Below are 14,731 nucleotides of genomic sequence, written 5' to 3' on the forward strand. Positions count from 1 at the left end.
TGATCAGCGAAGCCTTGTATTGTAGCACAACTTTCGTTGTGCAGATCAAAGAATTTTTTGATCTTTCTGACCGCCGGAGCCGGTAGCTCTCAGCAGCGAAGCCTTGCATTGTATGCCGAAATTTGAAGAACTTCGGAAAAATTTTTTGACTTCCTCCGTTGCTTACCGATGGCTTGCAACTTGGCAGGAGACGGATCATAGCACGGGATTTCCGGGTTATCCCGAACTCCCACCATCCTGGTGCAGACCGGCCACAGCCTTTCCAAGGCAGCGCTGCGCGCTGCCTTGGATAATGGCGGCAACATGGCACTCATCACCTTACTGGACGCACAGCTCGCTTTCGGGCATGTGGCACTGCTGGATCACGCCAGCTTCTCCCTGGAAACCAATGAACGCGTGGGGCTGATCGGCCGCAACGGCGCTGGAAAGTCTTCGCTCTTGAAGATTCTGGGAGGCCTGGCCCACCCGGACGACGGCAATCTGCAAGTGCAGACGGGCGTGCGCATTGCCTATGTGGCACAGGAGCCCGATCTGCAGCCGGAGCACACGGTGTTCCAGGCCGCTTCCACCGGGCTGGCGGAAGTGGCTGCGCTGCGCGATCAGTACCTGTCCGGCGCCGAGGGCGTGGATCTGGACGCTCTGCAGTCCCGCATCGAGGCGCAAGATGCCTGGAACTGGGAGCAGCGCGTGGAGGAAACCCTGCAACGCCTGCACCTGAAGGCCGATGCGCTGATCAGCAATCTGTCGGGCGGTGTGCGCAAGCGCGTGGCACTGGCCCAGGCCCTGGTGACACAACCCGATGTGCTGCTGCTGGACGAGCCCACCAACCACCTGGATCTGGACTCCATCGAATGGCTGGAAGGCCTGCTCAAGGAGTTCAAGGGAGCGATTGTGCTCATCACCCACGACCGCTCCTTCCTGGACAACGTGGCCACCCGGATCGTCGAGCTGGACCGTGGCGAGCTGACCTCCTACCCCGGCAACTTTGCGGCCTATGTGACCAACAAGGCGGAACAGCTGGCACAGGAAGCCGTGATCAATGCCAAGGCCGACAAGCTGCTGGCCCAGGAAGAAATCTGGATCCGCAAGGGCGTGGAAGCCCGCCGTACCCGTGCCACCGCACGCATCGTGCGCCTGCAGGAACTGCGGAGCGAACATGCGGCCCGTCGCACTGCCCAGGGCAGCGTGAAGATGGATGTCAGCAGCGGCGAGAAAAGCGGCAAGCTGGTGTCCGAGCTGACCCACGTGAGCAAGGCCTTTGGCGACCGCGTGATCGTGGACGATTTCAGTGCCACCATCTTGCGCGGCGACAAGATCGGCCTGCTGGGCCCCAACGGCGCCGGCAAGACCACGCTGCTCAAGCTCATCCTGGGTCAGCTGCAGCCCGACCCGGCACCCGCCAACGCCCCGGCGCCCGAGCCCGGCGAAAGCCCCTGGGGCACGGTACGCCAAGGCACCAACATCACCGTGGCCTACTTTGACCAGATGCGCAATGCACTGGACCTGGATGCCACGCTGGAGGACTTCATCAGCCCCGGCAGCGAGTGGATCGAGATCGGCAACCAGCGCAAGCACGTGAAGAGCTACCTGGGCGACTTCCTGTTCTCCCCGGCCCGGGCCAACTCGCCCGTACGCAGCCTCTCGGGCGGTGAACGCAACCGCCTGCTGCTGGCACGGCTGTTCGCCCGCCCCACCAATGTGCTGGTGCTGGACGAACCCACCAACGACCTGGACATCGACACGCTGGAGCTGCTGGAAGACCTGCTGCAAAACTACGACGGCACCGTCTTCCTGGTCAGCCACGACCGGACCTTCCTGGACAACGTCGTCACCAGCACCATTGCCGCCGAAGGCAACGGCCAGTGGCGCGAGTACGAAGGCGGCGTGCAGGACTGGCTGGTCCAGTCCAAACGCAGCAAGGCAGCCGCTGAACAGGCGGCCAAGGCCGGAGCCGCCAAGCCCGCCCCCGCCAAGGAAGCAGCCACCGCCAGCGCACCGACAGCGGCCGCCACTCCTGCCGCCAAGCGCAAGCTCAGCTACAAGGAACAGCGCGAGCTGGAACGGCTGCCGGCGCAGATTGCGGCACTGGAAACGGAGCAGGCAACCATCCAGGCCACCCTGGCCGATGGCAGCCTGTATGCCACCGACAACGCCCGTGCGGTGCAACTGCAGCTGCGGGATGGAGAGATCGAAGCGGCACTGATGGCAGCACTGGAGCGCTGGGAGCTGCTGTCCGCCTGACGCGCACACCAGGCGACGGCGATCCGGCGCCGTGCATGCAAAAAGGGAGCTGATACAGCTCCCTTTTTTGTATGTCCGCTGCTGCGCCCCTAGGCAGCCAGCCGGCTGGTGCCCACCTCAGATACGGTGGCGCACATGGTCGGGCGAAGTGCGCAGCTTGCCCAGCAAGGCGCTGGCAATCTGCGTCAGCGGCAGCACCTCATCGGCGGCACCATGGGCAATGGCTTCGCGCGGCATGCCGAAGACAATGCAGCTGGCTTCGTCCTGCACATAGTTGTAGCTGCCGGCGTCCTTCATCTCGCGCATCGCGGCGGCCCCGTCGGCCCCCATGCCGGTCAGCATCACGCCAAAGGCATTGCGGCCCACACAGGCGGCGACGGACTTGAACAGCACTTCCACGGAAGGCTTGTGCCGGTTGACCGGCGGCTCATCATTGACCACGGCCACATAGTTGGCGCCGCTGCGGGCAATGGAGAACTGCTTGCCGCCCGGTGCGATGTAGGCATGGCCGGGCAGGATACGTTCGCCCTGCACGGCTTCCTTCACCGTGATCTGGCACAGCCCGTTCAGGCGTGCCGCAAAGCTGGTGGTAAAGCCCGGCGGCATGTGCTGGGTGATGACGATGGCCGGGGAGTCGGCCGGCATCTGCACCAGCACTTCCTTGATGGCCTCGGTCCCCCCGGTGGAGGCACCGATGGCAATCACCTTCTCGGTGGACAGCCGGCCCAGCAAAGTGGCCGACGACACGGGTGCAGCAGCCACACCCGGTGCGGCCCCCTTGGCCGCAGGCGCCATGGCCGGACGGGCCGCGGGCACCGCACGGTGCACCTGGGCCACCGCCGCCACACGGATCTTGTCCACGATCTGGTTGGCCAGGTCCTGCAGACCGTTGGCCACCCCCACGCGGGGCTTGGCCACAAAGTCCACGGCCCCCAGTTCCAGCGCGCGCATGGTCACTTCGGCACCGCGCTCGGTCAGCGTGGAAATCATCAGCACCGGCATGGGGCGCAGGCGCATCAGACGGCCGAGAAAGTCGATACCGTCCATGCGCGGCATTTCCACGTCCAGCGTGATCACATCGGGGTTGAGTTCGCGGATCATCTCGCGGGCAATCAACGGGTCGTTGGCCGTGCCGATGCACTCCATATCGCTTTGTCGGTTGATGATCTCGGCCAGCAGGCTGCGCACCAGCGCGGAGTCGTCGACCACGATCACACGGATCTTCTTGCTCATTCCCTCAAACCTCTCTCAAAACAGGTCTACGCTGCCGCCGGCATTGGACTGCGCCACCGTGGCCGCATTGCCGCGGCGTTCCTGCGCCACCAGCTCTTCGGGGTGGGCATGCGCCAGGCGCTTGACAAGGGCCTTGCCGGTGGTCGGAAAGTAGACCACTTTGCGTGGATAGATGTCGAGCACATCCTCGGAGACGATGGGGATGCGCTCGGTATTCAGATACTGGGTGACGAAATCGGTGTTGCGCTCACCCACATTCATGGTGGTGAAGTTGGCCATCACCTGACCGCCGCCAAAGATCTTGGCCTGCATGGTCTCGCGGCGCGCGCCCAGCTTCATCATCTCGTTGATCAGCAGTTCCATCGCATACGAGCCGTAGCGGCCGGAGACATCGCCGGCATCACCATCGGGCAGCATGAAGTGGTTCATGCCACCAATGTTCAGGGTGCGGTCCCACAGGCAGGCAGCAATGCACGAGCCCAGCACCGTGACGATGGCCATGTTCTCGCCCGTCACGAAATACTCGCCCGGCAACACCTTGACGGCGTTGAACTGGAAATGCGGATCGAAATAGAAGAACGAGGCCTCGCCCGGCTTGGGCGTGCGGCGCTTGAGTGCCTCCAGTGACGACGGCGGCGCAGGCGGCTGTGCGGCCGCCGGCCGGTGGAACACCGGGGCACTCGGCGGCGCCATCTTGGGCACGGGACCCCGGCGCTCACCAAAGGCAAGGGACGAGCCAAAGCCGCCCCCCAAGGGATTGGACGACATCGGTACGCCTTTTCGCAGAGGATTCATGGTGGACCTTTGTTCCAATAACCGGCGCAGCCCGTTCAGCGACGCTCGTACACGGTCTTGCCGCGCAAGGTAAAGAGGTCGCGCGATTCGCTGAAATTCTCGGCATGCCCCACAAACAGCATGCCACCCGGCTTGAGCACGCGGTGGATCTTCTCCAGCACACGGCGCTGCGTGGGCGCATCAAAGTAGATCATCACGTTGCGGCAGAACACCACATCGAAGGACTCCTGGAAGGGCCAGTCGTCCTTGATCAGATTGACCTGCATGAAGTCAATCATGCGGCGCAGCTCCGGCTTGACGCGCACCATGCCTTCGTTGGCCCCCTTGCCCTTCATGAAGAAGCGGCGCAGACGCTCCTGGCTCAGGTTCTTCACGTTGTCCAGGCGGTAGACGCCATTCGATGCCGTGGCCAGCACCTTGGAGTCGATGTCGCTGGCCGTGAGCTTGAACTGCGCATTGGCACCCAGCGCTTCCTGGGCCGTCATCACGATGGAATAAGGCTCTTCCCCGGTCGATGCGGCATTGCACCAGACCTTCCACGAGGGCTGCTGCTTGCTGCGCAGGTGCTGCGCAAAGATCTCGAAATGGTGCTGCTCGCGAAAGAACGAGGTCAGATTGGTGGTCAGCGCATTGACGAATTCCTGCCATTCCGGGGCATCGCCAGGCTGCTTTTCCAGCCAGGACAGGTAGTCGTCAAAACTGTCCAGCCGCGTATCGCGCAGGCGGCGCGACAGGCGGCTGTACACCATGGCGTGCTTGCCATCGTGCAGGCTGATGCCGGCGTGCTTGTAGATCAGTGCCTGCACGCGGGTGAAATCGGCATTGGTCCAGGCGAACTCGCGCTGCGCAGCCCCGCCCCCCATGGAGGCCGGCATGCCGGATGCCGACCCGGCATCCGTGGACAACGAAGAAGCAGAAGTACGCATGGATGAAAGGGTCAAAAAATCCCAACGCCCGCAAGGCGTTCAAATTCAACAGCCCACCACAGGGCGGGCCGTTGGCTAGCTAATCCGCCGCAGCGCCCTTTACTCGGCCGGGGCCACCAGGCCCATGTCCACGTTGGACATCAGCTTTTCGATGTCCAGCAGGATCAGCATGCGCTCGCCCACCGAGCCCAGGCCCAGGATACAGCCGTTGTCGATGGCGCTTTCGATATCGGGTGCCGCGCGGATGGCGTCCGGCGCCAGCTCCATCACATCGCTCACGGAGTCCACCACAATGCCGACCACGCGGTTGCGCAGGTTCAGGATGATGACCACCGTGAAGCTGTTGTATTCCACTTCCGTGCAGTTGAACTTCAGGCGCATGTCCACGATCGGCACGATGGTGCCGCGCAGATTCACCACGCCCTTGATGAATTCCGGTGCATTGGCAATGCGGGTGGGTTGTTCGTAGCCGCGGATTTCCTGCACCTTGAGGATGTCGATGCCGTATTCCTCCTGACCCAGACGGAAGGTCAGATATTCGCGGGTGCCGTTGGCCGCAGACTCGGTATTTTTGCCCATCACATTCATTTCAATTCTCCTGGCGGCCCGCTGGGGGCCTGGCCTTTGCTAGTTGTGGATCGCCTGCAATCCGGTATCAGTAACGCGCCCGGTTCACCATGCTGATGGTGTCCAGGATCAAGGCCACGGTGCCATCACCCAGGATGGTGGCACCCGACACATTCGGCACCTTGCGGTAATTGGACTCGAGGTTCTTCACCACCACTTGATGTTGCCCCAGCAGTTCGTCCACCAGCAATGCCACCCGGCTGCCGTCGGACTCGACCACCACCATGATGTCGCTGCTCTTTTCCCCTTCGGCGCGCGGCACACGGAACGTCTTTTCCATGGCGATCACGGGCATGTACTCGTCGCGCACCTTGACCAGCTGGGAGCCCTGGGCCACGGTGTTCACATCGTTCGGATTGACCTGGAAGGACTCCACCACCGAAGACAGCGGCAGGATGTAGACCTCCTGGCCCACGCCCACCGACATGCCGTCCATGATGGCCAGGGTCAGCGGCAGGCGGATCGCCACACGCATGCCCACGCCTTCGGCCGAGTCGATTTCCACGGTACCGTTCAGCGCGGTGATGTTCTTCTTCACCACGTCCATGCCCACGCCGCGGCCCGACACATCGGTCACGACATCGGCAGTGGAGAAGCCGGGGGCGAAGATCAGCTGCCAGACATCGGCATCGGGCAGGCTGTCCGACACATCCATGCCGCGCTCACGGGCCTTGCGCAGAATCTTTTCGCGGTTCATGCCACGGCCGTCATCGCGCACTTCGATGACGATGGAGCCGCCCTGGTGGGAAGCCGCCAGGGTCAGCGTACCGGCTTCGGACTTGCCGGCCGCAATGCGCTGCTCGGGCATTTCGATGCCGTGGTCCAGCGAGTTGCGCACCAGGTGGGTCAGCGGGTCGGTGATCTTTTCCACCAGGCCCTTGTCCAGCTCGGTGGCTTCGCCCTGCAGCACCAGGTCGAACTTCTTGCCCATCTTGTTGGCCAGGTCCCGCAGCATGCGCGGGAAACGGCTGAACACGGTGGACATGGGAATCATGCGGATCGACATCACGCATTCCTGCAGGTCGCGCGTGTTGCGGTCCAGGTCCGCCAGGCCGGCCAGCAACTGCTGGTTGGCAGCCGGGTCCAGCGTGCGGCTGTTCTGCGCCAGCATGGCCTGGGTGATCACCAGTTCGCCGGCCAGGTTGATCAGCTGGTCGACCTTGCCCAGGGCCACGCGGATGCTGGTGGACTCCATGGTGGCCGCCACGGCCGGCTTGGCTGCGGCAGAGGCCTTGGCCGGTGCCAACGCGGGACGGGTTTCCGGATCGCCGGGCGCACCCGGGAAGATGCCGAAATTGCCGCTCACCATGTCGCTGTTCACCGCCGCAGCGGCTTCCACCGGTGCAGGGGCTGCGTCCACGGCCTCCGCCTGCGGCGCAGCAGCCGCAGCCACCGGTGCCGCCTGGGAGGCCTGGCTGCGGATCTGCACCTGCTCCTTGGCAACGTGGAAAGCAAACAGGTCCAGCAGGTCCTCATCGGTGGACTGGGTCTGCACTCCGAACAGGCGACAGCCGGCGTCGGTACAGGGCAGGTCTTCGATGGTGCCCAGGCCCGGGATATCGCGGAACAGCTCCTTGATGGCATCGGCCAGATCCAGGTTGTCCATGGGGCCGATGCGAATCTCCAGCGCACGGGTACCGCCCACCGGGACGGCGGCCACCGGGGCCGGTGCGGGAGGCGGTGGTGCCACCGGGGCCACCACCACAGGGGCTGCCACCGGAGCGGGCACCGCGCCGTTGCCGGCGGCCAGTTCCGTGATGCGGCGCACCAGATCGGACGTCGACAGGGCTTCGCCCTCACCGCCCGCCTGGTGGCGCGCCAGCAGGCTGCGCGAGGCATCGGCCGATTCCAGCAGCACATCCACCATCTCGGGGATGGGCGTGATTTCGTGGCGGCGCAGGCGGTCCAGCAGCGACTCCATCTTGTGGGTCAGCTCGGCCACATCGGAGAAGCCAAAGGTGGCAGAGCCCCCCTTGATCGAATGCGCACAACGGAAGATGCCGTTGAGTTCTTCGTCGTTGGCAGCCGACAAGTCCAGGTTGAGCAGCATCTGCTCCATCTGGTCGAGGTTTTCCCCGGCTTCTTCGAAAAAGATCTGATAGAACTGGGTGAGGTCGAAATCCGCCCCGCCCCCAGCATCTGTATGAGTGTCCACCATGTAGGCTCCTGTGATCGCCTGCTGCGCCGCTGCTTAGCGGATTACTTTTTGAATGACTTCGATCAGGCGGTTCGGATCGAACGGCTTGACCAGCCAGCCGGTAGCGCCAGCCGCGCGCCCAGCCTGCTTCATCTGGTCGCTGGACTCGGTGGTCAGGATCAGAATCGGGGTGTTCTTGAAGCGCGGATGCTCGCGCAGTTTCTTGGTGAGGCCAATGCCATCCAGACGCGGCATGTTCTGGTCAGCCAGCACAAGATCTATCTGTTGTGCTTCTGCTTTTTCCAGCGCGTCCATGCCGTCCACGGCCTCGACGACTTTGTAGCCTGCGCCGGACAGGGTGAACGACACCATCTTGCGCATGGATGGTGAGTCATCTACAGCGAGGATCGATTGCATGTATGGGCTCCAACTGACTTTGGAATTAGTAAACAGGACAGCGTCTTAGAACAAATCCACCGAACCCGCGTCCATTTCGCTTTGGGTCACAGGGTTAGGGCGTTCCGGCATCATGGATTGTGCAGGCTCCGAAGGCAGTTCCCCTTCTTCCACGCCCATGGTTTCCGCCGCAAGCCGGAATGCACACCCCTGCAACACCTGGGTGGTGTGCCAGATCAACTGGGTGGCCATGTCATGGAATTGCAGTTCCGTGACGGCACTGCGCAAGGCATGGCGGGCGGCTTCGAGCTCGTTGCGGTCCACTGCGCCGGTGCCCGAGAGCAGGCCGTTGGCTTCAGAAAACCGCTCCAGCAAATTGGACGTGGCATGATTGAGGAGCCCTTCCAGTCGATGAAGGTCGCGCATGACGACCAACAGGGAATCCTGCAATTCCGCCGCAACCATGACAGGCACCTGAACAGCAGGTTCTCCGGTCGGTGATAGCGTTGAATGCATCGTTTCTCCATTCAGGGGCAGGTGCAAAGCTTGGACAGGAACTCACCCGGTGGGCGCCTGCGCAGGCGCATCACCTTGTGGCTCTGCTGAGGACGTGCAGGGGAATGAGCCCTAACTTCAGAGCTGTAGCGTACGCCAGCCTGCACGTTTGTTCCAAGATGTATCCTATGATAGCGCCCCTTATGGGTCCTGATCCAACAGATAGACCCCTCCTGATCCTCCACCTTGAGGATTCACAAGCCGATCAACGACTGGCAGCATTGACTTTGCGCCGTGCGCAACGGGTCTGCCAGATCGATTGCGTCGACCAGCTTGCGGCTTTCCTGGAGGCACTGGCCGCCCGTCCCTATGATCTGGTACTGGCGGACTACTACCTCCCCGGGTTTACCGCCATCGACGCCTGGGAAGGCGCACAACAGATATCACCCTTTCCCCCTTTTGTCCTGCTCTCCGGGGCCATTGGCGAGGCGGCGGCCGTCGACGCCATCCGACTGGGAATCTCCGACTACCTGCTCAAGGACGATATGGCACGGCTGCCCCACGTGCTGGAGCGGGCCCTGGAAGTGCACGAGGCCCGGCGCGCGCGCGAGCTGGCGGCCGCCGAGCTGGCCGCTTCGGAACGGCGCCTGGCCGAGCTGACGGAGCACCTGCAGACCTCGATCGAGCAGGAGCGCGCCGCCATCGCCCGGGAAATCCACGACGACATCGGTGGGGCGCTCACCGCCGTGAAGTTCGACCTGTCATGGATTGCGCGCAACACCGCCACCCAGCCCCAGGTAGTGCAGCACGCCCAGTCCGCACTGGAGATGCTGCAGCATGCCCTGGGCGCCAGCCAGCGCATCATGCTGGACCTGCGCCCCCCGGTGCTGGACCAGGGCCTGGCCGCCGCCATCCAGTGGCTGGCCGAAGGGTTCGAACGCCGCACCGGCATTCCCGTGGCGCTGAGATTGTCGCCTTTACACAACAATCTGGCATCCAACATCCAGCTGGTCGCCTACCGCACCACCCAGGAGGCACTGACCAATGTCTCCAAGTACGCCCAGGCCACGGCCGTGCACATCGAGATGTCGGATGCCGAGGGCGTGCTGACGGTGGAGGTGCGCGACAACGGCTGCGGCATCGCCCCCGCCCAGCGCGACAAGCCCAAGGCCTTCGGCCTGCGCGGCCTGGCCGAACGCGCCCGCACCGTGGGGGGATGGCTGGATGTCAGCAGCCAAATAGGGAAAGGCAGCAGCATCATTGTCTCCATCCCACTACCATCGGCGTCTGGTGCTGAATTTGCCGAGGAAACGCTTTGATCCAAGTAGTGCTATGCGACGACCATGCCGTGCTGCGCCGCGGCATCCGGGACACCTTGCAGGAAGCCACCGATATCCGCGTCACCGCCGAGGCCGCCAGCTATACCGAACTGCGCGAGGCCCTGCGCACCGCCGCCTGTGAAGTGCTGCTGCTGGACATCAACATGCCCGGTCGCAACGGACTGGAGGTGCTGGCCAGCGTGCGTGAGACGCACCCGGAGATCAAGGTCATCATGGTCTCCATGTACCCCGAAGACCAGTATGCGCTGCGCAGCCTCAAGGCCGGGGCCCAGGGCTATGCCAACAAGGCGGGCGATCCGGTGCAGCTGATCGAGGCCGTGCGCATGGTCATGCAGGGGCGCAAATACCTGACAGCCGAAGTCGCACAGATGCTGGCCGAGAGCGTGGCCCAGCCCCAGGCCGAGGTGCTGCACGAAACCCTGTCCGAACGCGAGATGCAGACGCTGCAGAAAATTGCCACCGGCCGGCGGCTGACCGATATCGCCGAAGAGCTGATGCTCAGCCCGAAGACGGTGAGCGTCTACCGCGCCCGGGTGCTGGAGAAGCTGCAGCTGGCCAACAATGCCGAGCTGACGGTCTACGCCATCCGCAACAACCTGGTCTGAGCCACGGCCGACAATGCTGTAGCGGTGCACCTGGCCCGCCCCCGCTGCCAGACCTGCTCAAAAAACAGACAGCCTCACCGCAGACGCTGCGGATGCATGACAAAACCATGCCGTTCTGTCCCGGCCCGCGCCCGCGGCGCTGATGGCGTCACGCCGTGCGTCGCGCCTAGAACGACACCGCGCCAAACACACCCAGGGCCTGTTCGAACATGCGCAGCAGCGGCTGCTCCATCATCGGCAGCGTGGCGGTGATGCCCAGCATGCCCACCGTCAGCGTGACGGGAAAGCCAACGGCAAAAATATTCATCTGCGGCGCAATGCGCGAGATGATGCCCATGGTCAGGTTCACGAACAACAGCAGCGCCATCATGGGCAGGGCGATCCACAGCGCGCTGGAAAAAATGGCACTGCCCAGCTCGTGGATGCGCATCTGCGAGACCGACTGCATGAAATGCCCGTTTACCGGAAAGGCGTCAAAGCTCTTGATCACCGCCATCAGCACCACCAGGTGACCGTTGATCGCAATGAACAGCAGCGTGAAGATCTGCACCAGAAAACGCGAGATGGCGCTGAGCTGCGCATTGCTGACCGGGTCGAAGAAAGAGGCAAAGTTCAGGCCCATCTGCAGACCCACCAGTTCACCGGCCACTTCCACGGCCGCGATGGCCAGGCGTGCGGCAAAACCGATAGCCAGCCCCACGCCGACTTGCTGCAGCACCGTGCCCAGAGCGTCCGGAGAGTTGACGCTGACCACCGGCTGGTCGATCAGCGTGGCCTGGGCGCCCAGCGCCACTACAAAGGCCATGGCCACCTTGCCGCGCGCCGGAATGGCTCGCTGCGAGAACACCGGCGCCACCGAGAACATGGCCAGTGTGCGCAGAAACGGCCAGATGATCGGCGACAGCCAGGCCATGATCTGCTGCTCGGAAAAGCCAAACACCGTGTGCCGCCTGTGAGTAGGTACCGAAACCGGGAGCCGCTGCGCGTCAGCCCAGCGCCAGCGGAATGTTTTCGATGGTGCGGCGGATGAAGTCCACCACCGTGCTCAGCATCCACGGCCCGGCAACCAGGAACACCAGCACCGCCGCCACCAGCTTGGGCACGAAGGACAAGGTGTTCTCGTTGATCTGCGTCACCGCCTGGAAAATACTCACCACCAGACCCACAGCCATCACCGTCAGCAGCACGGGCAGGGAAATCATCAGCAGCAAGGTCAGGGCTTCACGGCCAAAGGTCAGTACCGACTGGGCATTCATGGACGCTCCTTCTAGATGGCGAAGCTGGAAGCCAGCGAACCGATCAGCAGATTCCAGCCATCCGCCAGCACGAACAGCATGATCTTGAAGGGCAGCGCCACCAGCACCGGCGACAGCATCATCATGCCCAGCGACATCAGGATGGACGACACCACCATGTCGATGATCAGAAAGGGTATGAAGATCATGAACCCGATCTGGAACGCGGTCTTGAGTTCGCTGATCACGAACGACGGCACCACCACGCGGAAAGGCGCATCTTCAATCTTGGTGTCCGCCGGCAGTTTGGCCAGGCGGGCGAACAGCGCATAGTCGGACTGGCGGGTCTGGCGCTGCATGAAGTCGCGCATCGGCAGCTCGGCCTTGCCCACCGCCGCCTCGAAGGTGATGGCGCCGCTGCTGTAAGGCTTGTAGGCATCCTCATAGACCCGGTCCAGCGTGGGGCCCATTACGAACAGCGTGAGGAACAGCGACAGGCCGATTATCACCTGGTTGGGCGGGGAGGACTGCGTGCCCAGCGCCTGACGCAGCAGGCTCAGCACAATGACGATGCGGGTGAAGCCCGTCATCATCAGCAGGATGGCCGGCAGAAAGGACAGTGCCGTGAAGAACAGCAGGGTCTGGATGGGCACCGAGAAATTGGTGCCGCCCCCTCCCGAACCCACCAGCAGTGGCAGGCTGGGCGCGTTCTGCGCCCAGGCCATCTGCGGCACCACCGCACAGGTCAGCGCGCAGGCTGCCAGCTTGGCCAAAAGGGAAGTGCGAGACATGGAAGGGGGTCCAGAAAGAAATCAGGTTGTGCACCCGGCAGCGCAGGCTGCGCCGCCGCGGGCTTCAAGGGTGTGTGCTGGCCGCGGGCTGGCTGCTGGCCTGCTGAAGTTGTTCCATGGCACCAGCAAACGAGGCAGGGGAAGCCGCCGCCGCATCCGCGGCGCCCGCCGGCACGGCATCGCCCAGCACATGCAGGCAGTGGATGTTCTGGGCCGTGACACCCAGCACCAGGCGCGTGCTGTGCCCGCCCTGGCCTACCTCGACCACCACAATGCGCTGGCCCGGGGACAGCGCCACCGTGGACAGCACCTGGGTCTGCACGCCCTGCCCGCCCCGCGCCACCATCTGGCGCCGCTGCCAGCGGCGCAGCAACCAGGGCAGCACCGCCATCACGGCGATGAACAGCACCAGCACCGCAATGGTCTGGAAGCTGGAGACGGACGCGGTCGCCGAGTTATCCACGGCTGACGCGGCGCAGGCGTTCGGACGGCGTGACCACGTCGGTCAGGCGGATACCGAACTTGTCGTTCACCACCACCACTTCGCCCTGGGCGATCAGGTAGCCATTGACCAGCACATCCATGGGTTCACCGGCCAGTGCGTCCAGTTCCACCACCGACCCCTGGGCCAGTTGCAGGATGTATTTGATGGGCACCTTGGTGCGGCCCAGTTCCACCGACAGCTGGACCGGGATGTCCAGCACCATGTTGATGTCGTTGACCGGCACTTCCGTGCCGCGGGCAAAAGCGGGTTCGCCGCTCAGCGGGCCCCCTTGTTCGGCATCCAGCACGGACTGCTGGTCATCGACCTTTTTCTGCTCGCCCAGTGCTTCGGCCCAATCGGCAAACGGATCATCGCCTGCGCCCGCGCCTGCGGCGTCGGTATTTTGGTCAGTTGCCATTCTTATCTCCCGTCCAGTTTGCATCCACCCCACGCAGGCATTGCTCCACGCGGATGGCGTATTTGTTGTTGTAAGTCCCGTACTGGCAATCGAACACCGGCACACCGCCGATCGATGCCTTGATACGTGGCTCACGGTCCAATTCGATAAAGTCGCCCGGCTTCATGGCCAGCAGCTGCTCCACGGTCGCATCGGCGCGGGCCAGCTCGGCCACCAGCGTCACTTCGGCCGACTGGATTTCCCGCGTCAGCACCTTGACCCAGCGGCGGTCCACTTCCATGGAGTCGCCCTGCGTGGACGAATACAGGATGTCGCGAATCGGCTCCAATGTGGCATACGGGTAGCACATGTGGATGGAGCCGGAGATGTCGCCGATTTCCAGCTGGAACGCGGTGGACACCACGATTTCGCTGGGCGTGGCGATGTTCGCGAACTGCGGCTGCATTTCCGAGCGCTGGTAGGCCAGCTCCAGCGGATAGATACCGTGCCAGGCCTTTTTGTATTCCTCGCAGATCACATCCACCAGGCGGTTGATCACACGCTGCTCGGTGGCGGAGAAATCGCGGCCCTCGATACGGGTCTGCAGACGGCCTGCGCCGCCGTACAGGGTATCGATGATGCCGAACACCAGCGAGGGATCGCAGACCACCAGGCCATTGCCGCGCAAGGGGCGGATAGCCACGATGTTGAAATTGGTCGGCACCGCCAGACGGCGCAGGAAAGCGCTGTAGCGTTGCACGCTCACCGTGCCCACCGAGACTTCGGGGCTGCGGCGGATGAAGTTGAACAGGCCGATACGGAAGTTGCGCGCAAAACGCTCATTCACGATTTCCATGGTCGGCATGCGTCCGCGGACGATGCGTTCCTGGCTGGAGATGTCGTAGTTGCGTACGTTGGCTTCATCGACGTCGCCAGCGTCTGACTTCTGGCTCTCGCCGGTCACCCCTTCCAGAAGGGCGTCAACTTCCTCTTGCGAGAGAAAAGAATCACTCATGCCCTGTACTCCCG

Annotated in this window: 16 protein-coding genes; 3 read left to right on the plus strand and 13 right to left on the minus strand. The window is 63.4% G+C overall.

What is annotated here, in order from left to right:
• The first annotated feature begins 303 nt into the window (after positions 1-303).
• Positions 304-2,241 (plus strand): ATP-binding cassette domain-containing protein, encoded by a 1,938-nt coding sequence (locus tag QM470_RS14630; RefSeq protein WP_283339777.1) that lies wholly within the window; start codon positions 304-306, stop codon positions 2,239-2,241.
• 117 nt (positions 2,242-2,358) lie between these two features.
• Here QM470_RS14630 and QM470_RS14635 read toward each other — a convergent pair whose 3' ends face one another.
• The 7 genes from QM470_RS14635 to QM470_RS14665 all read right to left on the minus strand — a co-directional run bounded on the left by QM470_RS14635 (position 2,359) and on the right by QM470_RS14665 (position 8,871).
• A complete protein-coding gene (locus QM470_RS14635; protein ID WP_280014350.1) occupies positions 2,359-3,474 on the minus strand; it encodes a protein-glutamate methylesterase/protein-glutamine glutaminase in 1,116 nt (371 codons plus the stop codon).
• A gap of 15 nt (positions 3,475-3,489) precedes the next feature.
• Positions 3,490-4,167: a chemoreceptor glutamine deamidase CheD gene (gene cheD, locus QM470_RS14640; RefSeq protein ID WP_066541836.1), complete on the minus strand. Its 678-nt coding sequence runs from the start codon at positions 4,165-4,167 to the stop codon at positions 3,490-3,492.
• Between the two features lie 137 nt (positions 4,168-4,304).
• Positions 4,305-5,144, minus strand: coding sequence for a CheR family methyltransferase (locus tag QM470_RS14645; RefSeq protein ID WP_225608903.1), 840 nt, complete (start codon positions 5,142-5,144; stop codon positions 4,305-4,307).
• 150 nt (positions 5,145-5,294) lie between these two features.
• Positions 5,295-5,783: a chemotaxis protein CheW gene (locus tag QM470_RS14650; protein ID WP_280014351.1), complete on the minus strand. Its 489-nt coding sequence runs from the start codon at positions 5,781-5,783 to the stop codon at positions 5,295-5,297.
• Between the two features lie 67 nt (positions 5,784-5,850).
• The gene (locus QM470_RS14655) at positions 5,851-7,980 is read right to left on the minus strand and encodes a chemotaxis protein CheW (protein ID WP_283339778.1); all 2,130 of its coding nucleotides are present in this window, start codon (positions 7,978-7,980) and stop codon (positions 5,851-5,853) included.
• Between the two features lie 33 nt (positions 7,981-8,013).
• Positions 8,014-8,376: a response regulator gene (locus tag QM470_RS14660; RefSeq protein ID WP_066541780.1), complete on the minus strand. Its 363-nt coding sequence runs from the start codon at positions 8,374-8,376 to the stop codon at positions 8,014-8,016.
• Positions 8,377-8,421: 45 nt separating this feature from the next.
• On the minus strand, positions 8,422-8,871 hold the full coding sequence (locus tag QM470_RS14665; RefSeq protein WP_066541778.1) for a hypothetical protein: 450 nt from the start codon (positions 8,869-8,871) through the stop codon (positions 8,422-8,424).
• Positions 8,872-9,053: 182 nt separating this feature from the next.
• Here QM470_RS14665 and QM470_RS14670 point away from each other — a divergent pair, with 182 nt between their 5' ends.
• Together QM470_RS14670 and QM470_RS14675 are read left to right on the plus strand one after the other, a co-directional pair.
• Positions 9,054-10,169 carry a hybrid sensor histidine kinase/response regulator gene (locus QM470_RS14670; protein WP_283339780.1) on the plus strand — a complete coding sequence of 372 codons (1,116 nt, stop codon included), beginning with the start codon at positions 9,054-9,056 and terminating at the stop codon, positions 10,167-10,169.
• Positions 10,166-10,795, plus strand: coding sequence for a response regulator (locus QM470_RS14675; protein WP_066541774.1), 630 nt, complete (start codon positions 10,166-10,168; stop codon positions 10,793-10,795). Before QM470_RS14670 ends, QM470_RS14675 begins: the two co-directional genes overlap by 4 nt.
• A 166-nt stretch (positions 10,796-10,961) precedes the next feature.
• Here QM470_RS14675 and fliR read toward each other — a convergent pair whose 3' ends face one another.
• The 6 genes from fliR to fliM form a co-directional block, all read right to left on the minus strand.
• Positions 10,962-11,735, minus strand: a complete 774-nt coding sequence (fliR, locus tag QM470_RS14680; protein ID WP_218333458.1) for a flagellar biosynthetic protein FliR — start codon at positions 11,733-11,735, stop codon at positions 10,962-10,964.
• A gap of 46 nt (positions 11,736-11,781) precedes the next feature.
• On the minus strand, positions 11,782-12,051 hold the full coding sequence (fliQ, locus tag QM470_RS14685; protein WP_066541772.1) for a flagellar biosynthesis protein FliQ: 270 nt from the start codon (positions 12,049-12,051) through the stop codon (positions 11,782-11,784).
• An 11-nt stretch (positions 12,052-12,062) separates the two neighbouring features.
• Complete coding sequence (fliP, locus tag QM470_RS14690; RefSeq protein WP_066541770.1) at positions 12,063-12,821, minus strand: flagellar type III secretion system pore protein FliP; 759 nt, start codon at positions 12,819-12,821, stop codon at positions 12,063-12,065.
• Positions 12,822-12,885: 64 nt separating this feature from the next.
• Positions 12,886-13,284, minus strand: coding sequence for a FliO/MopB family protein (locus QM470_RS14695; RefSeq protein WP_283339782.1), 399 nt, complete (start codon positions 13,282-13,284; stop codon positions 12,886-12,888).
• Positions 13,277-13,723: a flagellar motor switch protein FliN gene (gene fliN, locus QM470_RS14700; protein WP_066541768.1), complete on the minus strand. Its 447-nt coding sequence runs from the start codon at positions 13,721-13,723 to the stop codon at positions 13,277-13,279. The genes QM470_RS14695 and fliN overlap by 8 nt, the downstream gene beginning before the upstream one ends.
• Positions 13,713-14,717, minus strand: coding sequence for a flagellar motor switch protein FliM (fliM, locus tag QM470_RS14705; RefSeq protein WP_066541766.1), 1,005 nt, complete (start codon positions 14,715-14,717; stop codon positions 13,713-13,715). The genes fliN and fliM overlap by 11 nt, the downstream gene beginning before the upstream one ends.
• Positions 14,718-14,731 lie beyond the last annotated feature (14 nt).

It is taken from the genome of Comamonas sp. 17RB (genome assembly GCF_030056555.1).
GTDB lineage: Bacteria > Pseudomonadota > Gammaproteobacteria > Burkholderiales > Burkholderiaceae_C > Comamonas > Comamonas terrigena.